Source organism: Kitasatospora sp. NPDC057223 (assembly GCF_042669755.1).
Classification (GTDB): Bacteria; Actinomycetota; Actinomycetes; order Streptomycetales; family Streptomycetaceae; genus Kitasatospora.
Genome location: NZ_JBHUWW010000086.1, coordinates 13908 through 37159 on the forward strand (window position 1 = coordinate 13908; position 23252 = coordinate 37159).

Below are 23252 nucleotides of genomic sequence, written 5' to 3' on the forward strand. Positions count from 1 at the left end.
GACGCTTGTCGTCCTGACCGGCCTTCTTTACGTTTCGCCGGCCGGTCCGTTGGTCCGTCGTCCGGCCAGTACCGAACTCAGGAGAGCGATCACCGTGCAGCTCGTCGTCGGCAAGATCGGCCGCGCCCACGGCATCAAGGGGGACGTCAGCGTCGAGGTCCGCACCGACGAGCCGGAGCTGCGGCTCGGCCCGGGGGCCGTGGTGCTCACCGACCCCGCCGCGGTCGGCCCGCTGACCGTCGAATCCGGCAAGGTCCACAGCGGCCGGCTGCTGCTGCGCTTCGCGGGGGTCAACGACCGCAACGCGGCGGAGGCCCTGCGCGGGACCGTCCTGATCTCCGAGGTCGACCCGGAGGAGCGCCCGGACGACCCCGAGGAGTTCTACGACCACCAGCTGATCGGCCTGGACGTGGTGCTGCTGGACGGCACCCTCGTCGGCGAGCTGACCGAGGTCGTCCACCTGCCCTACCAGGACCTGCTCACCGTGAAGCGGCCCGACGGCACGGACGTCCTGGTGCCGTTCGTCACCAGGATCGTGCCGACCATCGATCTGGAGAACCAGCGGGCGGTCATCGACCCGCCGCCGGGTCTCATCGACGCTGCCCAGGCCGAGGTCGTACGCGGCGAAGACGAGGCGGACGACGCGGACGACGCGGACGACGCGGGCGATGCGCGCAACGGTGGCGACGCGGACGACGAGGGCGACGAATGACCTCGTCCGAGGTGCCTGAGGCACCCGAGCCGGATGCGTCGGACGAGTCGGCTGAGTCGGCTGAGTTGACCGACTCGGCTGAGTCGCGCGCCGAACCGGCCGGGCTCGTCCAGCACGGGATGCGGATCGATGTCGTCACGATCTTCCCGGAGTACCTGGAGCCGCTGAACGTCTCGCTCGTCGGCAAGGCACGGGCCCGGGGCCAGCTGGACGTCCATGTGCACGATCTGCGCAGCTGGACGACCGACGTGCACCGCACCGTGGACGACACCCCGTACGGCGGTGGCCCCGGCATGGTCATGAAGCCCGAGCCCTGGGCGGCAGCCCTGGACGCCGTGGTGGCGCAGGGCCGGGAGGGCGCCGTTCCGACCCTGGTGGTGCCGACGCCGTCCGGGCGCCCGTTCACCCAGGAGCTGGCCCAGGAGCTCGCGGCCCGGCCCTGGCTCGCCTTCGCGCCCGCCCGTTACGAGGGGATCGACCGCAGGGTGATCGAGGAGGCCGCGACCCGGATGCCGGTCGTCGAGGCTTCGATCGGTGACTACGTCCTGGCCGGCGGTGAGGTCGCCGTGCTGGTGATGGTCGAGGCGGTCGCCCGGCTGCTGCCCGGCGTGCTCGGCAACGCCGAGTCCCACCGGGATGACTCGTTCGCCCCCGGTGCCATGGCCGATCTGCTGGAGGGCCCGGTCTACACGAAGCCCGCCGAATGGCGGGGCCGTGCTGTGCCCGAGGTCCTGCTCAGCGGCAACCACGGCAAGATCGCCCGTTGGAGGCGCGAGCAGGCCTTCGCCCGGACCCTCGCGAACCGGCCCGACCTCGTCGGCCGGTGGCAGAACGGCTCCTTCGACAAGAAGGACCGGGAGGCCCTCAGCATCCTCGGCCTGGCATGGGACGAACGGCTGGGCCGATTTCGGCCACCGGCCGATGATGTGGAAGAATAGGCGGCTGTTGTCTGTCGTTGTGCCCCTCCCGTAGGGGCGTTTGGACCGGTGCCCCCGCCACGGGGGGATCACCGCCAGCCATTGCGGCCCGCAGCACACCCCATTGTGACGAACTTCCGTAGGCGGCCCGTGGCGTCTGCGATGGAGAGCAACATGAGCAACAAGCTCGCTGCTGTCGACGCGGCATCGCTGCGCACCGACATCCCCGCATTCCGCGCCGGTGACACCCTGAAGGTTCACGTCCGGGTCATCGAGGGCAACCGCTCTCGTGTCCAGATCTTCCAGGGTGTCGTCATCCGTCGCCACGGCGCCGGCATCGGTGAGACCTTCACCGTCCGCAAGGTGAGCTTCAACGTCGGCGTGGAGCGCACCTTCCCGGTGCACACCCCGGTCGTCGAGAAGATCGAGGTCATCACCCGTGGCGCGGTCCGTCGCGCCAAGCTGTACTACCTGCGTGACCTGCGCGGCAAGGCCGCGAAGATCAAGGAGAAGCGCGACCGCTGATCCTCTGGTCCCCTTCGTCCGGCGAAGGGGATCGGTACGCTCGACGGGGCCGGGTTACTGCAATGTAAGCTCAGCCCCCGATGAGCAAGCACGAACCATTCGCGGACCGCGACGGCCGTCCTGCACCTACGGGTGCGGACGACATGCCGTCGCGGTCCGCGGCTGTTTCCGAAGCCGACGCCGCTCCGCGCACGACCGCTTCGGACTCGGAGCTGCCCCGGGGTGCGGAGGCGGGTTTGATCCCGGGCCCGGATCCGGGCGCCCCCGGTGACCACGGTGCGAAAGCCGCCGCTAAAGCCGGTGCGGATGTCGGCGCGGTCACGGATGCGGAGGCCGGCGCGGACATCGGTGCGGCCACCGGTGCCGACGATGCGGCTGACGCCCCCGACGACGACGCCGGGCGCGGTGGCTGGCGCCCACGCGATCTGTTCGTTCTGGCAGGTGTCTGCCTGTTGGTCCTGCTGTCGGTGAACGCGTTCGTCGCGCGGCCCTTCGGTGTCCCTTCGGGATCGATGGAGAACACGTTGCACCCTGGCGACCGCCTGGTCGCCAACCAGTTGGCGTACGCGTTCGGCGGCCACGTCCGGCGCGGTGACGTGGTGGTCTTCGACGGAACCGGCTCCTTCCTCCCGGAGGCGCCGAAAGCGACCGGAGTGGGCGCCGCCCTGCGTGGACTCGGGCAGCGCCTGGGTGTGGCCCCGGCCGGTGACACGGTCTACGTCAAGCGCGTGATCGGCGTCGGCGGGGACAGGGTGACCAGCCCGGGCCCGGGCGGGCCGCTCACGGTGAACGGCGTGCCGCTCGACGAGTCGGCCTACCTCGAAACCGGTGACGAGTCCTCGACCGTGGCCTTCGACGTGATCGTGCCGGCCGGCAAGCTGTGGGTGATGGGTGACCACCGTCGTGCGTCCCGGGACTCACGTGACCACATCGGCGAGCCGGGCGGTGGCTTCGTGCCCGAGAGCAAGGTCATCGGGCGAGCCGACTGGGTCGTCTACCCGATCGGACACTGGACCAGCCTGGACCGGCCGGCGAGTTCTGCCGTGTCAGGGGGGACGGGTGGCCATGGGAACCAGGGGTAAGGGGAGGACGGTCGCGCCGCGACCGCCGGCTGCGCCGTCGCGCCCGGGTGGGGACGCCGGGTTCGGCACGGGTGCGGGCCTCGATTCGGGCATGGGCGCGGCCCCGCACGGCCTGGCTGGTGCTGCCGGTGCTGCCGACTTCGGCGGCGTCGCTGAAGACGTACCGGTGGTCGCGGCCTGGTCCGACGGCTCGGCGGAGGTGGACGACTCCGCGATATCCGCGATATCCGGGATTTCCGGCACATCGGCGGCACCCGTGGTGGGCCGTGGGCGGGCCGAGCGGCGCCGGAGCGCGCGGCGTGCTGCCCGTCGGCGCAAGCGCTCCCTGCTGCGCGAGTTCCCCCTGATCGTGCTGGTTGCGCTGCTGGTTGCCGTGGTGATGAAGACCTTCCTGTTGCAGGTCTTCGTGATTCCGTCCGGCTCGATGGAGCAGACCATCCAGATCGGTGACCGAGTGCTGGTGGACAAGCTCACGCCGTGGTTCGGCAGCGAGCCGGCACGTGGCGATGTGGTTGTCTTCAAGGATCCCGGCGGCTGGCTGGAGGCCGATCACAAGTCCTCCGCGGACGGGCCGGTCATGCATGGGGTCAAGACGGTCTTCACCTACGTCGGCCTGCTGCCCTCCGAGAACGAGCAGGACCTGATCAAGAGGGTGATCGGGGTCGGCGGCGACACTGTCGAGTGCTGCGACGAGCAGGGCCGGATCAGTGTCAACGGCACACCGGTGGACGAGCCCTATCTCGCGGCCGGCAATGCGCCGTCCCGACAGCCCTTCAAGGTGCAGGTGCCGCAGGGGCGGTTGTGGGTGATGGGTGATCACCGGGACGTATCGGCCGACTCCCGCTTCCACATGGGAAACCCGGGCCAGGGCACCATCCCGTTGGCCAACGTGGTGGGCCGGGCCTTCGTGATCGCCTGGCCGATTCAGCGCTTTCATCAACTTGAGGAACCGGTGTCACTCTCCTCGTTGCCACCGCCTCCGGTGGCGCTCGGGGCCCCCGCGTACTCGCTGGGCGTCAGCCCGCTTCCGACCGAACCTCCGCTCGTTATGGGTGTGTTGGGCTTCCTTCCGTTCATCGTCCGCCGTCGGCCGGTGCCGACGGGATAGGGCTCGCCCATGCGGCGACCGGCAGGCCTGGCGTGTGGGATCGCGGGCAGGATGCCTGGGAGTGATAGAGAAGTGTCGGGATACCCGGTATGACGTACCGGTCGCCCCGAAGGCTGTCCCGATGACGGGTGTGCTGTTGGCGGGCCCTGGAACGGGTAGACGGTCGGGTTGTTGAGCGTGGTGCCCGCTGTGCGGCACTGGTGAGAGCGGACGCACGAGCGTTCGCACAGCTGGGAGGAGATGTCGTGGGGGATTTGGTGATCGGCGCACGTTCAGGCGCTGGGGAGCCCGAGGGCGCCGGCGGTCGGACGGCCCGGTCCGCCGAGTCGGCAGAGCCCGCGGACTCCGTTGAGGACACCGTGGCCCAGTCGGCCGAGGATCAGGGCAGCGGCGCCGACGACGGTCCGGGCAGCACCGCCGGCGAGCAAGCAGGACAGGACACCCCCGGCGCGGTCGAGCCCTCCCGGGAGCGGAAGCAGCGGTCGTTCTGGAAGGAACTGCCGATTCTGATCGGGATCGCGCTGATCCTGGCCCTGGTGATCAAGACGTTCTTCGTCCAGGCGTTCTCCATTCCCTCAGAGTCGATGCAGAACACCCTCCAGGTCGGCGACCGCGTGCTGGTGGACAAACTGACACCGTGGTTCGGCAGTGAGCCGGAGCGTGGCGATGTGGTGGTCTTCCACGACCCGGGCGGCTGGTTGAACGACGAGCCGGCTCCGCAGAGCAACAACTCCTTTGTCCGTGGCCTCCAGGACGTGCTCAGTTTCGTGGGTCTGATGCCCTCCGCGAACGAGAAGGACTTGATCAAGCGCGTCATCGCGGTCGGCGGGGACACGGTGGAGTGCGAGGGCGAGGGGCCGGTCAAGGTCAACGGGATCGCGCTCGACGAGCCGTACGTCTTCCCGGGCAACACCCCCTGCGGGACGAAGCAGTTCGGTCCGGTCCACGTGCCCGACGGGCGGATCTGGGTGATGGGTGACCATCGCGGCGACTCGCTGGACTCGCGCTACCACATGGACCAGCCCGGTGGCGGCACCGTGCCGGTGAGCGACGTGGTGGGCCGGGCCTTCGTGGTGGCCTGGCCGCTCGGCCACTGGGCGACCCTCCCGGTGCCGGACACCTTCGACCAGAAGGGCCTGGCGGCGCTCGCGCCGTACACCCCGCCGGCGGCCGGTGCGGTCGGCGCGGTGGGCATGCTCCCGCTGGTTCGCTGGATGAGGCGGCGCAGGGACTCCTGACAGCGGCGTACCGGCGCGGCCGACCGGGTTCCCACCGAGGAGCCCGGAGCGACGGGGCGCCGTTCCGATGGGCGCTGGGTCTTGCGCGGGCCGTGGTACCGACGAGTAATCTGCTCGGACGTGCCACGGCCCGTCGGCGTTCCTGCCGCCGGTCATGGCCTTCCAGCAGGTCTTCCGGGTCGCCCAGGGTTGGACGGTATCGATGAGCAGTGTCGCGGAGAAGGCGGCCGATCGACCGGTGCGTGCCCCGAGGCCCGGACGCCGGGCAAGCTCGGTCGTGCAAGGAATAGCGATCGCCCTGGGCATGGTGCTGATGTGCGGCGGCTTCGGGCTGATCGCCGTCGACTACCGGCCCTACCGCATCCCCTCCGCCTCCATGTCGCCCACCCTGGAGATCGGCGACACCGTCCTGGCCCGGAAATCCGATGGCAGTACCGTCGGACGCGGTGACGTGGTGGTGTTCCGTGACCAGCTCTGGGGCGATGAGCTGATGGTCAAGCGGGTAGTGGCGATCGGTGGGGACACCGTCGCCTGCTGCGCCGAAGGGAACAGGCTGACGGTCAACGGCAAGGCCGTCGATGAGCCGTACGTGGACGCCGAGCGGATCCAGGGCGCGGCCTTCACGGTCGAGGTGCCGACCGGGCGGCTTTTCATGATGGGTGACAACCGGCTCGGCTCGCTGGACTCCCGGACGCACCTGGACGTGGCCGGCGGCACTGTCCCCGCCGCTGACGTGGTGGCCCGGGTCGAGGGCACCGTCCTGCCGTTCGGCAGGGCGGGCGTCCTCGGGCGTACGGTGGCCTTCGACGCCGTCGGAGGGCCGGCGGCGACGACTTCGGGGCTGCTGGAACCGGCCGTGTACGCGACGGCCGTGGGGGCCGCACTGATCGTGCTGACCTCGGCTGTGGGCGGGGTGGCCGGCCTGGTGCGCCGGGTCGGGCGTCGGCGCAAGGCCGCCTGAGCCGGAGCCGGACGGAGCTCCGGACCCGCCGGCGCGGTGGCCGACGGGAAGGACGGTGACGGGGATGACGGTGGAGCGGCGCAGGGCTGCCCGCGTCCTGCTGCTCGACGAGCAGGACCGCCTACTGCTGTTCCGCGGCGTCGACCCGGCCGCCCCTGGCGCGACGTGGTGGTTCACGCCGGGCGGCGGGCTGGAACCGGGGGAGGACCTGCACGGTGCGGCAACCCGGGAGCTTGCCGAGGAGACCGGCTTGCACGATGTCGCAGTGGGGCCGGTGGTGGCGTACGGCACGGTTTCGTTCTCCTTCCGAGGGCAGCGTTTCGAGCAGGACCAGTGGTTCCTGCTGGCCCGCACGACCAGGACCGACATCGATTCCTCGGGAACCGGAGCCGAGGAGCACGCCCTGCTGCTGGAGGCGCGCTGGTGGACGCCGGCTGAGCTGCGGTGCACGAGTGAGACGGTCTACCCGCTCGGACTGGCGGGGTTCCTGGAGCACCTGCTGGCGGAAGGGCCGCCAGTCACTCCAGTACGGCTCTGATGACGGGCGCGGTGGTCCACAATGGGTGGACTGACGAGAGTTGAGGGGACGCCTGAATGAGTGCCGAAGATCTCGAAAAGTACGAGACCGAGATGGAGCTCAAGCTCTACCGGGAGTACCGGGACGTAGTCGGCCTGTTCAAGTACGTGATCGAGACCGAACGGCGTTTCTACCTCACGAACGATTACGAACTGCAGGTTCACTCGCTCCAGGGCGAGGTCTTCTTCGAGGTGTCGATGGCTGACGCATGGGTCTGGGACATGTACCGGCCGGCCCGGTTCGTCCGCAAGGTCAGGGTGCTGACGTTCAAGGACGTCAACATCGAGGAGCTTGCCAAGAGCGATCTGGAGTTGCCCTCCGACGAGTCGGGCTTCGGCAACTGACGGTGGACCGCCGACTGCCCGATGTCCAGAGGTGACCTGATACCTCACTCCTGTGGGTGACAAGAGTTATCCACACCCCCTGGTTATCCACAGGAAGACACCGACCCCTGGCTCTTCCCTGCCCGGCCCGGCAGCCTCCGTAGCCGGAGGTGGTCACCATGCCGGACGCGCAGCAGAGCACGCAGCAGTACACACGGCAGTTGGTACGGAAGAGCGCGACGCGGGATCCGGGGAAGGGCTCCTCGAAGGGCCCGGGTAGGCGCACCCCACGGGAGCCGGGCACCACCCGGCCGGGCAAGCCTGACAAGCGGGCGCAGGAGCCCGAGCAGGACCTGACGGCACAGGGCCGCCCAGCGGCCGGGCGCAGTACGAACAACGGACTCGGCCGCTACGGCGAGGAGGTGGCTGCCCGCCGCCTCGGTGCGGACGGGCTGCGCATTCTGGAGCGGAACTGGCGCTGCGTCGAGGGAGAGCTCGACATCGTCGCCCTGGACGGCGAAACCCTTGCCGTGTGCGAGGTCAAGACCCGTTCCGAGCGGAGTTTCCAGCAGCCGGGCGAGGCCATCGACACGGTCAAGGCCGACCGCCTGCGCCGCCTGGCCGAACGCTGGCTGGCAGAGCGGTGGCCGGTGCACTTCGCACTGCTGGCCGAGGGCGTGAGTGGCTCGGCGCCGAACACGACGGATCCGCCCTGGCCGGCCCCGCCACCGCCCGGGGGCGTCCGGATCGACCTGGTCGCGGTCATCAACCGGGCGAAGGGCGCCGCCTCGGTCGAGCACCTCAAAGGGGCGGTGTGACATGGCCTTCGCACGCACATGTTCGGTGGCCCTGGTCGGCGTGGACGGCGTCGTCGTCGAAGTCCAGGCCGATCTTGAGCCAGGAGTCGCAGCCTTCAGCCTGGTCGGCCTGCCCGACAAGGCACTCTCGGAGGCCCGTGACCGAGTTCGGGCCGCCGTGGTCAACAGCGGCGAGACCTGGCCGCAGCGCAAGCTGACCGTCGGCCTGAGCCCGGCCTCAGTGCCCAAGAGCGGCAGCGGCTTCGATCTGGCCGTGGCCTGCGCCGTCCTCGCGGCAGCCGAGAGGCTCAACCCGTCCTCCATCTCCGACCTCCTGATCATCGGCGAACTCGGCCTCGACGGCCGGGTGCGCCCGGTGCGCGGCGTGCTGCCGTCCGTCCTGGCGGCCGCCGAGGCCGGCTACCGGCAGGTGGTGGTCGCCGAGCAGACCGCGGCCGAGGCGGCGTTGGTCCCGGGCGTCTCGGTCATCGGGGTCCGGAGCCTGCGTCAGTTGATCGCCGTCCTCACGGATGCCCCCGTCCCGGAGGAGGAACCCGACGGACTGGTCGGCCGCCCCGACCCGCTCCTCGCCGGACTGATGCTTCCGGGCGCCGGAATCCGCGGTCTCACCGGGCAGGCGAGCGCATCGGTCGACCTGGCCGACGTCGCAGGTCAGTACGAGGCGCGCCGGGCACTGGAGATCGCGGCCGCCGGCGGCCACCACCTTTACCTCAAGGGGCCGCCCGGCGCCGGCAAGACCATGCTCGCGGAGCGGCTGCCCGCGCTGCTGCCGCCACTGACGCGGGCCGAGGCACTGGAGGTCACCGCTGTCCACTCCGTCGCCGGAGTGCTGCCTCCCGGCCGCCCGCTCATCGCCGGCCCGCCGTACTGCGCCCCACATCACTCGACCACCATGCCCGCGATCGTCGGAGGAGGCAGCGGGATGCCGCGGCCGGGTGCGGTTTCGCTGGCGCACCGGGGTGTCCTGTTCCTCGACGAGGCGCCCGAGTTCCCTGTCCGGGTGCTGGACGCGCTGCGGCAACCGCTGGAGTCCGGCGAGGTGGTGATCGCCAGATCGGCCGGCTCGCTGCGGCTGCCGGCCAGATTCCTGCTGTGCCTGGCTGCGAACCCCTGCCCGTGCGGCCGTCATTCACAGCGTGGCGGAGGGTGCGAGTGCACTCCTGCCATGGTCAACCGCTATCAGGCCAGACTGTCGGGCCCGCTGCTGGACCGGGTGGATCTCCAGGTGCAGGTCGCGCCGGTGACCAGGGCCGAGTTGATGGATCGTGACACCGCAGCGGAGAGCACTGCCACCGTTGCCGCCCGGGTGGCGGAAGCCCGGGACCGGGCCGCCGCCCGATTGGTGGACACGCCGTGGCGGACCAACGCCGAGGTGCCGGGCCATCAACTGCGGACCCGGTGGGCGTTGGCGCCCGGCGCGCTGACGGACGCCGCGCATCAATTGGAACGGGGCCTGCTCACGGCCCGAGGCCTCGACCGGGTCCTCCGCGTGGCCTGGACGGTGGCCGACCTCGCGGGGCGGGAGCGGCCCAATCAACGGGATCTCCGTACGGCACTGGTCCTCCGGACCGGGGTCGGGCACGGGCTTCCCGCCGCGGGGTGAGGCGGGTGATGCAGCCCTGTCGGCCGCATCACCGAAGCCGCCGACGAGTCCGACCGCCCGCCCACCACGGAGGTGATGGTGAATCGCCCGACCCGGACCACCCCGCTACCCCAGACGTTGCCCGACACACTCCGCCTGCCCGAGACGCCCGAGACGCCCGACCCGTCGGGCCCCTCCGGCCCCCGTGCGGCGGGCACCTACTCGGAGGGCTCCCATGCGGCGGGCCCCCAGGTGTCGGGCCCCGACATGCCGGGCTTTCGCCCGGCGGATCTTCACCTCCCCGGCCGGGAGCCGCGGCCGGACCAGCTCCGGCCGCCGCAGCCTGCCACCGCCACCGCCACCGCCACCGCCACCGCCACCGGCACCGGCACCAGTGATCCGCCGCCGGCCGAGCCGGAACGGTGGGCACGAGCGGCGCTCAGCAGGCTCACCGAACCCGGGGACGCGGTCATGGGGCGCTGGCTGTCCCATACCGATGCCGCCACGGTGGTCAGGTGCATCAGCGACGGCTCGGCACCCGGCGGCGCCGGTCTGGAGCCCGGACGGCTGGCGGCCTACCGGGCGCGCCTGGCCGGGATCGATCCCCAGGCGGATCTGGAACGGGTGCGGAGCCGGGGTGGGCGCTTCATCATTCCGGGGGACATCGAGTGGCCCAGCCAGTTGGACGATCTGGGCCCGGGGCGCCCGATCGGGCTCTGGCTGCTGGGGACGGGATCACTGCGTCTGCTCGCGCTGCGATCGGTGTCCGTGGTCGGCGCCCGTGCCTGCACCGCCTACGGCGCCCATGTCGCCGGCGAGCTGGGTGCTCAACTGGCCGAGAGGGGATGGGTGGTGGTGTCGGGAGCGGCTTACGGGATCGATGCCGCCGCCCACCGGGGCGCATTGGCGGTCGGTGGTCTCACCATCGGCGTACTCGCGTGCGGGGTCGACGTGTCCTATCCGCAGGGCCACGCTGAGCTGATCCGCCGGATCTCCGAACAGGGGCTCCTGCTCAGTGAACTCCCACCGGGCGAACACCCCAACCGCTTCCGGTTCGTTCTGCGCAACCGCGTCATCGCCGCGCTCACCCGGGGCACGGTGGTGGTCGAAGCCGCCACGCGCAGCGGAGCGCTCAGCACGGCGCGCCGCGCCCACGATCTCAACCGGCAGGTCATGGGTGTGGCCGGCCCTGTCACCTCCGAACTCTCCGCAGGTGTGCACGCCCTGATCCGCAGTGGTGCGGCGACCCTGGTCACCGACGCGGCCGAGATCGGTGACCTGATCGGTGCGATCGGGGACGATCTCGCACCGCGGCGCGCCGGGCCGGTCCTACCGCGGGATCTTCTTGAGCCGGCCGTCGCAAGAGTCCTTGAGGCGGTGCCCGCGAAGGCGGAGGGTGCCCCGGTGGAGCGGCTCGCCCGGCAGTCCGGGCTCCCGCCCGACGAAGTCCTGCAACGACTCTACGAACTCGGCTCGTTGGGATTCGTCGAACGCTCCGGGGCGCATTGGCGCCTCGTCCGAAGAGCCGATCCGCGCGGTCTTCGCGGGGAGGACCTGCGCTGACGATGCGGGCCGGGACACGCCGCTCGCACGCCACCGGATCGGGGGACGACCGAGTGGCGGTAGCACAATGCAGTGAGTCGGTCACGCTACGCTCGCCATGGCTTCCCTATCAGCACATGACTCGGCAGAATGGCGCAGACCAACGTATGCCCACACACATTCCCGGACACAGGGTGACCGGCAGCGGTCGGTCCTCGGGAGGGCCGAGGACCGACACGCGCTCCGTGGCCGATGTCCAGCAGAAGGCACTGGGCGCGAGGGGGCTGACCCGGCAGGGCGGGCGGACAGTCGCGGCCGGCGGCACGCCGACCGAGGGCGCTCCGGCTAGCCCGGCGGTTCAGCCCGCACAGGCTGCCCCACCTGCGCCCCCCGCTCCGTATGCTCCTCCGGCACCTTCCGCGTCTCCCGCAGCGGCCGGGCCTCATGCATCGTCGGCAGAGTCGGCAGCGTCGGCTCCGGCGCCCTCGGCCTCGCCTGTCGAGGTGGCTGGTGCTGTTGCGGCGACCGGCGGTGAGACCGTCACCGGCCCGCGTGCGAAGCCGCGTTCGGAACGCCCGTCGGCCAGGGCCGGCGGTACCCAGGGCGCCGGGGCGCCGACGGCAGCCAGCGGGCGGACGCCGAGCGCGCGCAGGGAGACGAGCGAGCCCGAACGCACCGCGTTGCAGGCGCTCTGGCGCTCGTACAAGGACACCAGTGACCCCCGGCTGCGGGAGCAGCTGATCCTGCACTACTCGCCGCTCGTGAAGTACGTCGCCGGCCGGGTGGGCGTGGGTCTGCCGGCGAACGTCGAACAGGCTGACTTCGTCTCGTCCGGAGTGTTCGGGTTGATCGACGCGATCGAGAAGTTCGACGTGGACCGTGCGATCAAGTTCGAGACCTACGCCATCAGCCGTATCCGCGGCGCCATCATCGACGAGCTGCGGGCCCTGGACTGGATTCCGCGCTCAGTACGCCAGAAAGCCAAGACGATCGAGCGGACGTACGCCACGCTGGAGGCCAAGCTGCGTCGCACGCCCCACGAGTTCGAGGTGGCGGCGGAGATGGGCATCGCGATCGAGGACCTGCATGCCATCTTCAGCCAGTTGTCGCTCGCGAATGTCGTTGCTCTCGACGAGTTGCTCCAGCCCGGCGGCGAGGGCAGCGACCGGCTGAGCCTGGTCGACGTTCTGGAGGATCGCGGGGCGGACAACCCCGTGGAGGTCGCGGAAGGCCGTGAGCTGCGCCGGCTCCTGGCGAATGCGATCAACACCCTTCCCGAGCGGGAGAAGACGGTGGTGACGCTCTACTACTACGAGGGCCTGACGCTTGCCGAGATCGGGCAGGTTCTGGGCGTCACGGAGAGCCGGGTCAGTCAGATCCACACCAAGTCGGTGCTGCAGTTGCGAGCGAAGCTGTCCGACATTCGCTGAGACCCGACGCGCTGGCCGGCCCACGCGCCCCGCCCCGCCTCGCCCCGCGCCGCGCCGCCTCGCGCCGCCTCGCCCCGCGCCATACTCCACGCCGCGCCAAGCGGCCCGGCCGGAGCGCGACGAACCGGCCGGGGCATGACGAGCCGGCGTACGTTCCACGCAAGGCACCTTCCGGGCCCTGCCAGGGTGCGGCACCGTTCCGGCCGGGCGGCGGGCTCCGTACAGTAGAGCTGTGCCGAAGATCCGAGCAGCCACCTTGGTTGAGCATCGCCAGCTGCAGCAGGCAGCCCTCCTCGACGCTGCCCGCAGCCTGCTCACCGAGGGCGGGATGGACGCCCTCACGTTCCCCGCGCTGGCGGCGCGCACCGGGTTGGCCCGTTCCTCGGTCTATGAGTACTTCCGGTCGCGTGCCGCCGTGGTCGAGATGCTGTGCGAGGTGGACTTCCCGCTCTGGGCGGCGGAGATCGAGGCAGGGATGGCCGGCTGCGACACGGCGGCCGAGCGGATCGAGGCCTACGTCCGGGGCCAGCTGGCGCTGGCAGGGGATCCGCGGCACCGGGCGGTGGCGGCGATCTCGGCGTTGGAGCTCGACGAGGCGGCGCGCGAGCGCATCCGGGCTGCGCACGGACGGCTCGTCGGTCTGGTGGTGCAGGCGCTTGAAGATCTCGGGCACGAGCAGCCCCGGTTGGCCGCCGCACTACTGCAGGGCGTGGTGGAGGCAGCGGTGAGGCAGAGCGAACAGCGATCCGCGGCTCGCCTCCCGGAGGACCCGCAGGTGGTTGCTGACGCTGCCGTGGCCCTCGCGCTGCACGGGCTGAGTCCGGCGTGATCCCACCGACATCCCACAGGGGCTGAGGCCTCAGTTGCCGCTGTGCAGGGGCAGCAGCCGGGCCGCGCCCGCGCCGAACAAGGCCAGCGGGTCGAGGTAGCGGTCTCCGCGGAGCAGGCCCCAGTGCAGGCAGTCACCGACGCAGTGACCCGGGCCGGGGGCGATCCGGCCGATGATCTGGCCCGCGGCCACGGCGGTGCCGACCGGTAGGAGGCCCGTCACCGGCAGGTAGGTGGTGCGCAGGGGCGGGACGCCGGAGCCCGGGTGGCTGACGGTGACGACCGGGCGCCCCGCGACCATCCCCGTGAATGCGATCACCCCGGGGGCGGCGGCGTGGACATCGGCCTCCGGTCCGGTGGCGAGATCCACCCCGCGGTGGCCGGCGGCCCACGTGCTGGCGGGTGCCCGGAAGCGGTTCAGCACGGAGCCGGGCCCACCGACCGGCCAGGCCCGGCCCGATCCAGTACCTGTACCTGTACTCGTACCGGATGCAGTGCCCCCGCCCCCGCTCCCACCCCCACCCATGCCCTGACCTCCATCCGCCGAAGCAGCCACTGCGGTCACTGTGGTCACGGCAGTCCCTGCGGCAGGTGCTGCCGCGCGGGCGAGCGGCCCCGGCGACGCGATCAGGAACGTGGCGAGGAGGAGGAACGCCAGCAGGGCGGCCCTTCGCTGGCGGTCGGGGGCGGGCGGCAGCGGGGGGTACGAACAGCAGGACGGGGGAGCCGGGACGCCGGTGAGGTGAGCTGTCATGCGCCAGAGGGTCGCGGTGTCCGGCCCGCCCCTCCAGCCCCTGCCCGATTCCTGTGGACAACCACCCACTGTGGACAACCACCCACTGTGGACAACCACCCACTGTGGACAACCACCCACTGTAGACAACCGCCCGCCTTGGACGCCCACCGTGGACAACCGCCCCCGATGGCCGTCCGATGCCTCGGCCGGAGGCCCGGCGCGCTGCTCTGCACGGTGCTGCGGAACCGTGCCGCAGAGCGCTGAGTCGCCCCTCGCTCGGCGCTTCCCGTACACTTCACACGCGACCCGGTCTGCCGGGTCGACTTCGCACGCCCCGCCACAGGTCGAATGGCTACGGCTCAGCCGCTGTCGTCGCCAGGTGCGAGTGCCGCTCGGTCCGCCGAGTCTGACGTGGTTCCGACCACCCAGGCCGCAGCGGCTCGGCACGTTCGGGGCGTCAGGCGTGGCGGTCACCTGGCCGCCGCGGACAAAAACCGAGCCCGACCCGGCCACTGCGGAAACGCTGGAGCCGGGCGTAACACCGAGGAGCACGGCCATGGCCGTCGTCACGATGCGGGAGCTGCTTGAGAGCGGCGTCCACTTCGGTCACCAGACCCGTCGTTGGAACCCGAAGATGAAGCGTTTCATCTTCACGGAGCGCAACGGCATCTACATCATCGACCTCCTGCAGTCGCTGAACTACATCGACCGCGCCTTCGAGTTCGTCAAGGAGACGGTCGCCCACGGCGGCAGCGTCCTCTTCGTCGGCACGAAGAAGCAGGCCCAGGAGGCCATCGCCGAGCAGGCCACCCGCGTGGGCATGCCCTACGTGAACCAGCGTTGGCTCGGCGGCATGCTGACCAACTTCCAGACGGTCTACAAGCGCCTTCAGCGGATGAAGGAGCTCGGCGAGATCGACTTCTCGGACGTGGCCGGTTCCGGTCTCACCAAGAAGGAGCTCCTGGTCCTCGAGCGCGAGCACACCAAGCTCGAGAAGACCCTTGGCGGTATCCGTGACATGCAGCGCGTTCCCAGCGCTGTCTGGATCGTCGACACCAAGAAGGAGCACATCGCGGTCGGCGAGGCCCGGAAGCTCAACATCCCGGTCGTCGCGATCCTCGACACCAACTGCGACCCCGACGAGGTCGACTACAAGATCCCGGGCAACGACGACGCGATCCGCTCCGTCACGCTGCTGACCCGCGTGATCGCCGACGCCGTCGCCGAGGGCCTCAAGGCCCGCGCGGGTGTCGCGAAGGGCGACGTCAAGGCTGAGCCGGGCGCCGACCAGCCGCTGGCCGACTGGGAGAAGGACCTCATCGAGGGCGAGAACAAGGCCGAGGAGGCCCCGGCCGCCGACGCCGAGGTCGCCGTCGAGGCTGACGCCGAGGTCACCGAGGCTCCGGCCGCCGAGGCCGAGGCCGAGGCCCCCGCTGCCGAGGCCACCGAGGCTCCGGCCGCCGAGGCCGAGCAGGCCTGACGTACCAATGGGTGAGGGGCACTCGCCGGTACGACACCGGTAGGTGCCCCTCTCTCCCGTGCCGGGGCTGAACCATCAGCCCCGGCGCAATCCCACGCAGACACGCGAGACGTGAGAAGAGATTCACACCATGGCGAACTACACCGCCGCGGACGTCAAGAAGCTCCGTGAGCTCACCGGCGCCGGCATGCTGGACTGCAAGAACGCTCTCGTCGAGGCCGACGGCGATGTCCAGAAGGCCGTCGAGCAGCTCCGCATCAAGGGTCAGAAGGGCGTCGCCAAGCGCGAGGGCCGTGACGCCTCCAACGGCGCCGTCGCCGCGCTGATCGCCGAGGGCAACAAGTCCGGCGTCCTGGTCGAGCTGAACTGCGAGACCGACTTCGTCGCCAAGGGCGGCAAGTTCGTCGAGGTCGCCACCGCGATCGCCGCGCACGTCGCCGCCACCTCCCCGGCCGACATCGAGGCCGCGCTGGCCAGCGAGATCGAGGCCGGCAAGACCGTCCAGCAGTTCGTGGACGAGGCCAACGCCAGCCTGGGCGAGAAGATCGTCTTCCGTCGCTTCGCGCAGTTCGACGCCGACGGCTACGTCGCGGTCTACCTGCACAAGTCGGACCCGGACCTCCCGCCGACCATCGGTGTCCTCGTCGAGCTCGACACCGAGAACGCCGTGGTCGCCAAGGACGTCGCGCAGCACATCGCCGCCTTCGCCCCGAAGTACCTCTCCCGCGAGGACATCCCGGCCGAGGACCTCGAGAACGAGCGTCGCGTCGCCGAGGCCACCGCTCGTGAGGAGGGCAAGCCCGAGGCTGCCCTGCCGAAGATCGTCGAGGGTCGCGTCACCGGCTTCGTCAAGGAGAACTCCGTCCTGGAGCAGGCCTTCGCGAAGGACAGCAAGAAGTCCGTCGCCAAGGTTCTCGAGGAGAACGGCGTCACCCTCAAGCGTTTCGCGCGTTTCCGCGTCGGCGCCTGAGCCACGTTCCACGGAGGTTCCGCCCCGCATAGGGTAGGAACCGCACCCGTCCACTGACCAGGACGGCGAGGAACGCGCCGATCGGGCTCTCCGCACCCCCAGGGGGGCACGTCGGCACCACGAACGACGAGGAGGCCATTGCCGTGCAGGACACCGTACCGGTTCCCGCGGCAGTGGCCTCCTCGCGTGTACGCGCAGGCCGGGGCTCCGCACACCCGGGCCTGTGAACCAGCAGGTCTAGAAGGAGAAGTCCATGCAGGAGACGCAGGAGTCCGCGCAGGAGGTCCGGCGCCGCCGGGTTCTGCTCAAGCTGTCCGGTGAGGCGTTTGCCGGTGGTGGCGGCCTCGGCGTCGACCCGGACGTCGTGCACAAGATCGCCCGGGAGATCGCCACGGTGGTCCGCGCGGGTACCGAGGTCGCGGTGGTGATCGGTGGCGGGAACTTCTTCCGCGGAGCCGAACTGCAGGTCCGCGGCATGGACCGGGCCCGGTCGGACTACATGGGCATGCTCGGCACCGTGATGAACTGCCTCGCGCTCCAGGACTTCCTGATCAAGGAAGGCATCGAGACCCGGGTGCAGACCGCCATCACGATGGGCCAGGTCGCCGAGCCCTACCTGCCGCTGCGCGCCGTCCGGCACCTGGAGAAGGGCCGTGTGGTCATTTTCGGTGCCGGGATGGGCATGCCGTACTTCTCCACCGACACCACGGCCGTCCAGCGCGCGCTGGAGATCCACGCCGAGGTGCTGCTGATGGGCAAGAACGGTGTGGACGGTGTCTACGACGCCGACCCCCGGACGAACCCCGAGGCGGTCAAGTTCGACGCCCTGGACTACTCCGAGGTCATCACGCGGGACCTCAAGGTCGCCGACCTCACCGCGATCACGCTGTGCAAGGACAACAACCTGCCGATGCTGGTCTTCGAGCTGCTGGCCGAGGGAAATATCGCGCGCGCGGTGAAGAGTGAGAAGATCGGCACGCTCATCAGCCAGGACGCCGTCCGGGCCTGAGCAGCCTGCACGTCGGCCGGAGCACCAAGCCGCCGGGCCAGGTCGCACGTGCGGCGGGCCGGCGGGACATCAGTACGGCATCAAGGCACACCGGACAGGGAGCAGACCGTGATCGAAGAGACCCTCCTCGAAGCCGAGGAGAAGATGGAGAAGGCCGTAGTCGTCGCCAAGGACGACTTCGCCGCCATCCGCACCGGCCGGGCGCACCCGGCGATGTTCGCCAAGATCGTGGCGGACTACTACGGCGCGCTGACGCCGATCAACCAGCTCGCCTCGTTCGCCGTTCCGGAGCCGCGGATGGCGATCGTCACGCCGTTCGACAAGACCGCCCTGCGCAACATCGAGACCGCTATCCGCGACTCCGACCTGGGCGTCAACCCGTCCAACGACGGTTCGATCATCCGGGTGTCGTTCCCTCAGCTGACCGAGGAGCGCCGCAAGGAGTACATCAAGGTCGCGCGCGGCAAGGGCGAGGACGCCAAGGTCTCCATCCGTTCCGTGCGCCGCAAGGCCAAGGACACCATCGACAAGCTGGTGAAGGACGGCGAGCACGGCGAGGACGAGGGCCGCCGCGCCGAGAAGGAGCTGGACGACCTCACCGCGCGCTTCGTCGCGCAGGTCGACGAGCTCCTGAAGCACAAGGAAGCCGAGCTGCTCGAAGTCTGATGAACGACGCCCCTGACGCCCCCGGCTACTGGGGCCCATCCGACCAGCAGTACCTGCCGCCGTACCCCGCCACGCAGCCGCCTGCTGCGGGTGACCCGCACCGAATGGGTCACTCGCAGCAGTCTCCGGTGTACTGGGGAGTTGATGCGGAGCAGACTCAGTTCATGCGCCCAGTCCAGGACGGTTTCGCCCAGGAGGAACCCGCCCAGGGCTACGGCCAGGGCCAGGGCCAGGGCCAGGGCCAGGGCCACGGCTACGGCCGGGACCAGGGTTCGGGCCCCGCGCCGGAGCCGGCCCGGGTGCCGGGCCGGTTGAGCGGTCCGCTGTTCCGGGACGAACAGCCGGCCCAGGCCGTCCCGGCGGTGGAGGAGACGGTCGTGCTGCCGCCCCTGGCCGGCCTGCTCGGCGAACCCGCACCCTCACCGGCCCACCGGCAACCGCCGCAACCGCAGCACGCGCCGGCGCAGCAGCCGACGCAGTACCATCCCGCGCAGCAGCACCCCGCGCCGTCCTACCCAGGGCAGGAGACACCAGTGGCCCAGCCCGAACCGCAGCCTCGCAAGCAGCGCGGCGGCCGCAATCTCCAGGCCGCGATAGGCGTGGGTGTCGGTCTCGGTGCGGTGATCATCGCTTCGCTGCTCTTCGTCAAGGCCCTGTTCCTGTTCGTGGTGATGGCGGCCGTGGTGGTCGGCGTCTGGGAGCTGTCCGGCCGGCTGACGGAACGCAAGGAGATCAAGGCCCCGCTGATCCCGCTGGCCGCGGGCAGCATCGCGATGCTGGCGACCGGCTACTGGGCGGGCGTGCAGTGGGCCGCGGCCTCGTTGGCGCTGACGGGGCTGGCGGTGATGGTCTGGCGGATGGCCGCGCCGCCGGAGAACTACCTGCGTGACGTGACGGCCGGTATCTTCACGGCCTTCTACGTGCCGTTCCTGGCGACCTTCGTCGCGCTGATGCTGGCGGCGGACGACGGTCCGCAGCGGATCGTGCTGTTCCTGATCGTCACGGTCTGCAGTGACACCGGCGCGTACGCCGTCGGCTACAAGTTCGGGAAGACGAAGCTGGCGCCGGCGATCAGTCCCGGCAAGACCCGCGAGGGCCTGGCCGGCGGCATCGCGCTGTCGATGCTGGCCGGTGCGCTGCTGATGGAGCTGATCATCGATGACGGCAGCTGGTGGCAGGGCCTGATCCTGGGCGGCTGTGCGGCCGTCACGGCGACGCTCGGCGACCTCGGCGAGTCGATGATCAAGCGCGATCTGGGCATCAAGGACATGGGCACGCTGCTGCCCGGCCACGGCGGCATCATGGACCGGCTGGACTCGCTGCTGCCGACCGCACCCGTGGTCTGGCTGCTGCTGGCGGCCTTCGTCGGCAGCTGATCGACTTCGTCTGACCCACTTCGTCGGACACCCTGTCGGACACCACGCGGGCCCCGGGCGCACACGCGCTGCCCGGGGCCCGCGTCCCGTGCCAGGGGGCCGGCAGCGGGCGGACCGGGGCACTTGCCGCCATCTGCGACACTGGAACAACCATGCCTGCACCCGGAGAACTGACCTTTGTCGCGCCGCGTGGCGCCAAGCCCCCGCGACACCTTGCCGACCTCAGCCCCGCCGAGCGCAAGGAGGCCGTCGCCGAGCTGGGCGAGCAGCCGTTCCGCGCCAAGCAGCTGTCCAACCACTACTTCGGCCGGATGTCCAACGACCCGGCCCAGTGGACGGACATTCCCGCGGCGAGCCGGGAGAAGCTGACCGAGGCCCTGCTGCCCGAGCTGATGTCGGTCGTCCGCCACGTCTCGTGCGACGACGACACCACGCGCAAGACGCTGTGGAAGCTCTTCGACGGCACGCTCGTGGAGTCCGTGCTGATGCGCTACCCGGACCGGGTCACCATGTGCATCAGCTCGCAGGCCGGCTGCGGGATGAACTGCCCGTTCTGCGCCACCGGCCAGGCCGGGCTGACCCGCAACCTGTCCACCGGCGAGATCGTCGAGCAGATCGCCGCGGGCATGCGCGCCCTCAGGGACGGGGAGATCCCGGGCGGTGAGGCGCGGCTGTCGAACGTGGTCTTCATGGGAATGGGCGAGCCGCTCGCCAACTTCAACCGCGTGCTGAAGTCGATCCGCCGGCTGACCGACCCGGCGCCGGACGGCTTCGGCATGTCGCAGCGGGGCATCACCGTCTCCACGGTCGGCCTGGTCCCGGCGATGAACCGGCTGGCGGACGAGGAGCTCAGCGTGCGCCTCGCGCTGTCCCTGCACGCCCCGGACGACGAGCTGCGCAACGAGCTCGTCCCGGTGAACACCCGCTGGAACGTCGCCGAGGTGCTGGACGCGGCGTGGAACTACGCGGAGAAGTCCGGGCGCCGGATCTCCATCGAGTACGCGCTGATCAAGGACATCAACGACCAGGCGTGGCGGGCCGACCTGCTCGGCCGGCTGATCAAGAAGCACCGGGTGCACGTCAACCTGATCCCGCTGAACCCGACGCCGGGTTCGAAGTGGACGGCCTCCCGCCCGGAGGACGAGCGCGAGTTCGTCCGCGTCCTGCAGTCGCACGGCGTGCCGACGACCGTCCGGGACACCCGCGGCCAGGAGATCGACGGCGCCTGCGGTCAGCTCGCCGCAGCGGGCTGACCGCCCGGAGGCAGGTGGGGGAGCGGCGCCGTCACGACAGCGTGGCGGCGCCGAGCAGGGCCGTCAGCCCGCCGGTGACGAGCAGGATCGTCCCGGCGGTGAGGGCGCGCAGGGCGACGGCGCCGTACAGCAGCCGGGGTGCCGCGCCGAGCCCCAGCAGGGTGTCGGTGACGCCCTGGCGGGCGGTACGGATCTCGGCGAGCCGGGCGAGCACGGCCGCCACGGCGCAGCCGGCGAGCAGCCCGGCCTCGACCACGGGCAAGAGGTCCGCGGTGCCGGGGGTGTCCGCCCAGTAGCGGATCACGGTCAGGACGACGGCGAGGGTCAGCGCGAGGACGGCGAGCGGCGGGCCGAGCCGGCGGGCCTCGGCGGTCAGGCCGCGTCCGGCGAGCAGCCGCAGCGGGGTCGGCCGGGCGAGCGCCAGCAGCCGTCCGGCCCCGGCGAGCAGCGGGCCGGTCAGCAGGGCGAGGCCGAGTGCGGTGGCGGCCCAGCCGCCGAGGGCGGCGAGGTCGGTGGTGCCGAGCCCGGCCGGCAGGCGGACGAGCCGGGTGTTCTCGGCCGCGCCGACGCGGAGCCCGTACGCCTCCAGCGCGACGCCGGTGACGGTCAGGCCGATCGGCAGGGCGATCCGCAGGACGTGGAATCCGTGCCGGGCGGGCTCGGGGCCGCGGCCGGGCAGGGCCTCGGGGACGGGGACGGCCGCCGCGGCGGCTACTCCGGCGACCAGCGGTACGAGGGCCAGCAGGGCGACCGGGGCGGCGGCCGGCAGGGCCACGCCCATGCCGACCTCGGCAGCCAGCGCGGCGTCGGCGATGTCGTTGCGCAGGACCAGGAACACCAGCAGGGTCAGGGCGCTGCCGAGGGCGCCCGCGAGGGCGGTCTCGCCGGCGATCAGGGCCCGGATCCGGGCCGGCCCGGCCCCGGCGGCGATCAGTCCGGTGATCCGCTCGGGACGCTGCGCGGGTACGGCGCGGGCGGCGACGGCGGCGAACCAGGCGACGGCGGCGAGCGGCGGGATGCACCAGAGCAGGCGGACCACGGCGTCACCGGTGCCCAGCGGGTCGCTCATGGCGCGGCCGAGTGACCGCAGCAGGAACCCCGCGACCACGGCACCCGCGGTGGCGGTGAGCAGCCAGCGGCCGAGGTCGGGAGCCCGGTAGCCACGGGCGAGGCGGAGATAGAACACGTCGACTCTTTCAGCGCTACCGGGGCGTGCCCGCTGCGGCGGCCACGCCGGCGCCCGCCGCGGCGCCGGCCGCCGGGGGGCCGTCGGGTACGGTCAGTCGGCCGTCGGCCAGCGCGACACTGCGGTCGGCGTACCGCGCGACGGCGGGGTCGTGGGCGGCCAGCACGAGGGTGAGCTGGTGGGAGCGGGCCGCGCTGGACAGTATCCGCAGGACCTGCTCGGCGGCCTCGTGGTGCAGCGGCGCGGTGGGGTCGTCGGCGAACACGACCGGGGGCAGCGGCGCGAGGGCCCGGGCGACCGAGACCCGCTGGCGCTGGCTCTGGACGAGCCGGTCGGGCCGGAGCCGGGCGATGTCGGCGACGTCGAGCCGCTCCAGCCATTCGTCGGCGGCGGTGTACGCGGCCCTGTTCCCGGCGCCGGCCAGCAGCAGCGGTAGGGCGACGTTCTCGCGGGCCGTCAGTTCCGGCACCAGGTGGGGTTCGGAGCCGACGAAGCCGAAGCGGTCGCGGCGCAGCCGGGCCCGGCCGGCCCGGCCGAGGGTGTGCACGGGGGAGCTGTTGAACCAGACCTCGCCCTCGTCGACCGGTAGCAGGGCGGACAGGCAGCCGAGCAGGGTGCTCTTGCCGGAGCCGCGCGGGCCGGTGACGGCGAGTACCTCGCCGACCTGGACGCCGAGCGAGACGCCGCGCAGGGCGGGAGTGCCGTGGTGGGACTTGACGATCCCTCGGGCCCACAGCACGTCGTTGTCAGGCGGGGCCGCTGACATGAAGTTCCTCCGCCGGTCCAAAACGTGATCCATCGCGATATGACAGTCGTCAGATTAGAACGAGAAGGGCAGGGGGAGGGTGCGGCACACGGATCCGAACGGGTTGAAACAGGTACGAATACGGCGTGTCCACCCGGCTGAAAACTGCTGTGGAACACCGAAGGGCC

General features: G+C 71.1%; 23 protein-coding genes. 20 read left to right on the forward strand and 3 right to left on the reverse strand.

Going from position 1 to position 23252, the window contains the following annotated elements; genetic code table 11:
- Positions 1 to 94 precede the first annotated feature (94 nt).
- The 14 genes from rimM (at position 95) to ACFUK0_RS26410 (ending at position 13644) form a co-directional block, all read left to right on the forward strand.
- Positions 95 to 712 (forward strand): ribosome maturation factor RimM, encoded by a 618-nt coding sequence (gene rimM, locus ACFUK0_RS26345; protein ID WP_380254371.1) that lies wholly within the window; start codon positions 95 to 97, stop codon positions 710 to 712.
- A gap of 119 nt (positions 713 to 831) precedes the next feature.
- Positions 832 to 1650 (forward strand): tRNA (guanosine(37)-N1)-methyltransferase TrmD, encoded by an 819-nt coding sequence (gene trmD, locus ACFUK0_RS26350; RefSeq protein ID WP_380254409.1) that lies wholly within the window; start codon positions 832 to 834, stop codon positions 1648 to 1650.
- A gap of 153 nt (positions 1651 to 1803) precedes the next feature.
- Positions 1804 to 2154, forward strand: coding sequence for a 50S ribosomal protein L19 (rplS, locus tag ACFUK0_RS26355; RefSeq protein ID WP_380254373.1), 351 nt, complete (start codon positions 1804 to 1806; stop codon positions 2152 to 2154).
- Between the two features lie 80 nt (positions 2155 to 2234).
- Positions 2235 to 3236 carry a signal peptidase I gene (gene lepB / locus ACFUK0_RS26360; protein WP_380254375.1) on the forward strand — a complete coding sequence of 334 codons (1002 nt, stop codon included), beginning with the start codon at positions 2235 to 2237 and terminating at the stop codon, positions 3234 to 3236.
- A gap of 91 nt (positions 3237 to 3327) precedes the next feature.
- Positions 3328 to 4344 (forward strand): signal peptidase I, encoded by a 1017-nt coding sequence (gene lepB, locus ACFUK0_RS26365; RefSeq protein WP_380254377.1) that lies wholly within the window; start codon positions 3328 to 3330, stop codon positions 4342 to 4344.
- Between the two features lie 245 nt (positions 4345 to 4589).
- Positions 4590 to 5582: a signal peptidase I gene (gene lepB, locus ACFUK0_RS26370; RefSeq protein WP_380254379.1), complete on the forward strand. Its 993-nt coding sequence runs from the start codon at positions 4590 to 4592 to the stop codon at positions 5580 to 5582.
- Positions 5583 to 5859: 277 nt separating this feature from the next.
- Positions 5860 to 6543, forward strand: coding sequence for a signal peptidase I (gene lepB, locus ACFUK0_RS26375; protein WP_380254381.1), 684 nt, complete (start codon positions 5860 to 5862; stop codon positions 6541 to 6543).
- Positions 6544 to 6607: 64 nt separating this feature from the next.
- Positions 6608 to 7081, forward strand: a complete 474-nt coding sequence (locus tag ACFUK0_RS26380; protein ID WP_380254383.1) for an NUDIX hydrolase — start codon at positions 6608 to 6610, stop codon at positions 7079 to 7081.
- 56 nt (positions 7082 to 7137) lie between these two features.
- Positions 7138 to 7464 carry a DUF2469 domain-containing protein gene (locus ACFUK0_RS26385; RefSeq protein ID WP_073925976.1) on the forward strand — a complete coding sequence of 109 codons (327 nt, stop codon included), beginning with the start codon at positions 7138 to 7140 and terminating at the stop codon, positions 7462 to 7464.
- A 332-nt stretch (positions 7465 to 7796) separates the two neighbouring features.
- Entirely contained in the window at positions 7797 to 8261 is a 465-nt protein-coding gene (locus ACFUK0_RS26390; protein WP_380254411.1) for a YraN family protein, read from the forward strand.
- Position 8262: 1 nt separating this feature from the next.
- On the forward strand, positions 8263 to 9864 hold the full coding sequence (locus ACFUK0_RS26395; protein WP_380254385.1) for a YifB family Mg chelatase-like AAA ATPase: 1602 nt from the start codon (positions 8263 to 8265) through the stop codon (positions 9862 to 9864).
- A gap of 246 nt (positions 9865 to 10110) precedes the next feature.
- Positions 10111 to 11406, forward strand: a complete 1296-nt coding sequence (dprA, locus tag ACFUK0_RS26400) for a DNA-processing protein DprA (protein ID WP_380254413.1) — start codon at positions 10111 to 10113, stop codon at positions 11404 to 11406.
- Between the two features lie 482 nt (positions 11407 to 11888).
- On the forward strand, positions 11889 to 12815 hold the full coding sequence (gene whiG, locus ACFUK0_RS26405; RefSeq protein WP_380254387.1) for an RNA polymerase sigma factor WhiG: 927 nt from the start codon (positions 11889 to 11891) through the stop codon (positions 12813 to 12815).
- 256 nt (positions 12816 to 13071) lie between these two features.
- Positions 13072 to 13644: a TetR/AcrR family transcriptional regulator gene (locus tag ACFUK0_RS26410; protein WP_380254415.1), complete on the forward strand. Its 573-nt coding sequence runs from the start codon at positions 13072 to 13074 to the stop codon at positions 13642 to 13644.
- Positions 13645 to 13674: 30 nt separating this feature from the next.
- Here ACFUK0_RS26410 and ACFUK0_RS26415 read toward each other — a convergent pair whose 3' ends face one another.
- Positions 13675 to 14067, reverse strand: coding sequence for a M23 family metallopeptidase (locus ACFUK0_RS26415; protein WP_380254389.1), 393 nt, complete (start codon positions 14065 to 14067; stop codon positions 13675 to 13677).
- An 868-nt stretch (positions 14068 to 14935) separates the two neighbouring features.
- Between ACFUK0_RS26415 and rpsB the strand changes: the two genes are divergently transcribed.
- The 6 genes from rpsB to rlmN all read left to right on the forward strand — a co-directional run bounded on the left by rpsB (position 14936) and on the right by rlmN (position 21133).
- Positions 14936 to 15859, forward strand: coding sequence for a 30S ribosomal protein S2 (gene rpsB / locus ACFUK0_RS26420; protein ID WP_380254391.1), 924 nt, complete (start codon positions 14936 to 14938; stop codon positions 15857 to 15859).
- Positions 15860 to 15989: 130 nt separating this feature from the next.
- The gene (gene tsf, locus ACFUK0_RS26425; protein WP_380254393.1) at positions 15990 to 16829 is read left to right on the forward strand and encodes a translation elongation factor Ts; all 840 of its coding nucleotides are present in this window, start codon (positions 15990 to 15992) and stop codon (positions 16827 to 16829) included.
- 253 nt (positions 16830 to 17082) lie between these two features.
- Positions 17083 to 17838 (forward strand): UMP kinase, encoded by a 756-nt coding sequence (gene pyrH, locus ACFUK0_RS26430; protein ID WP_380254395.1) that lies wholly within the window; start codon positions 17083 to 17085, stop codon positions 17836 to 17838.
- A 108-nt stretch (positions 17839 to 17946) separates the two neighbouring features.
- Positions 17947 to 18504, forward strand: a complete 558-nt coding sequence (frr, locus tag ACFUK0_RS26435) for a ribosome recycling factor (protein WP_380254397.1) — start codon at positions 17947 to 17949, stop codon at positions 18502 to 18504.
- A gap of 164 nt (positions 18505 to 18668) precedes the next feature.
- Positions 18669 to 19880 carry a phosphatidate cytidylyltransferase gene (locus ACFUK0_RS26440; RefSeq protein WP_380254399.1) on the forward strand — a complete coding sequence of 404 codons (1212 nt, stop codon included), beginning with the start codon at positions 18669 to 18671 and terminating at the stop codon, positions 19878 to 19880.
- Between the two features lie 152 nt (positions 19881 to 20032).
- The gene (gene rlmN, locus ACFUK0_RS26445) at positions 20033 to 21133 is read left to right on the forward strand and encodes a 23S rRNA (adenine(2503)-C(2))-methyltransferase RlmN (RefSeq protein WP_380254401.1); all 1101 of its coding nucleotides are present in this window, start codon (positions 20033 to 20035) and stop codon (positions 21131 to 21133) included.
- 31 nt (positions 21134 to 21164) lie between these two features.
- Here rlmN and ACFUK0_RS26450 read toward each other — a convergent pair whose 3' ends face one another.
- Positions 21165 to 22319: a hypothetical protein gene (locus ACFUK0_RS26450; protein ID WP_380254403.1), complete on the reverse strand. Its 1155-nt coding sequence runs from the start codon at positions 22317 to 22319 to the stop codon at positions 21165 to 21167.
- Positions 22320 to 22335: 16 nt separating this feature from the next.
- Entirely contained in the window at positions 22336 to 23085 is a 750-nt protein-coding gene (locus ACFUK0_RS26455; protein WP_380254405.1) for an ABC transporter ATP-binding protein, read from the reverse strand.
- Positions 23086 to 23252 lie beyond the last annotated feature (167 nt).

Bases quoted from the DNA above. Each gene is read 5' to 3' on its own strand.
- pyrH (WP_380254395.1), top strand. From the start codon at position 17,083: ATGCAGGAGACGCAGGAGTCCGCGCAGGAGGTCCGGCGCCGCCGGGTT.
- rplS (WP_380254373.1), top strand. From the start codon at position 1,804: ATGAGCAACAAGCTCGCTGCTGTCGACGCGGCATCGCTGCGCACCGAC.
- rpsB (WP_380254391.1), top strand. From the start codon at position 14,936: ATGGCCGTCGTCACGATGCGGGAGCTGCTTGAGAGCGGCGTCCACTTC.
- lepB (WP_380254375.1), top strand. From the start codon at position 2,235: ATGAGCAAGCACGAACCATTCGCGGACCGCGACGGCCGTCCTGCACCT.
- ACFUK0_RS26455 (WP_380254405.1), bottom strand. From the start codon at position 23,085: ATGTCAGCGGCCCCGCCTGACAACGACGTGCTGTGGGCCCGAGGGATC.
- lepB (WP_380254377.1), top strand. From the start codon at position 3,328: ATGGGCGCGGCCCCGCACGGCCTGGCTGGTGCTGCCGGTGCTGCCGAC.
- rlmN (WP_380254401.1), top strand. From the start codon at position 20,033: ATGCCTGCACCCGGAGAACTGACCTTTGTCGCGCCGCGTGGCGCCAAG.
- ACFUK0_RS26380 (WP_380254383.1), top strand. From the start codon at position 6,608: ATGACGGTGGAGCGGCGCAGGGCTGCCCGCGTCCTGCTGCTCGACGAG.
- ACFUK0_RS26440 (WP_380254399.1), top strand. From the start codon at position 18,669: ATGCGCCCAGTCCAGGACGGTTTCGCCCAGGAGGAACCCGCCCAGGGC.
- ACFUK0_RS26385 (WP_073925976.1), top strand. From the start codon at position 7,138: ATGAGTGCCGAAGATCTCGAAAAGTACGAGACCGAGATGGAGCTCAAG.
- tsf (WP_380254393.1), top strand. From the start codon at position 15,990: ATGGCGAACTACACCGCCGCGGACGTCAAGAAGCTCCGTGAGCTCACC.
- ACFUK0_RS26395 (WP_380254385.1), top strand. From the start codon at position 8,263: ATGGCCTTCGCACGCACATGTTCGGTGGCCCTGGTCGGCGTGGACGGC.
- trmD (WP_380254409.1), top strand. From the start codon at position 832: ATGCGGATCGATGTCGTCACGATCTTCCCGGAGTACCTGGAGCCGCTG.
- dprA (WP_380254413.1), top strand. From the start codon at position 10,111: ATGCCGGGCTTTCGCCCGGCGGATCTTCACCTCCCCGGCCGGGAGCCG.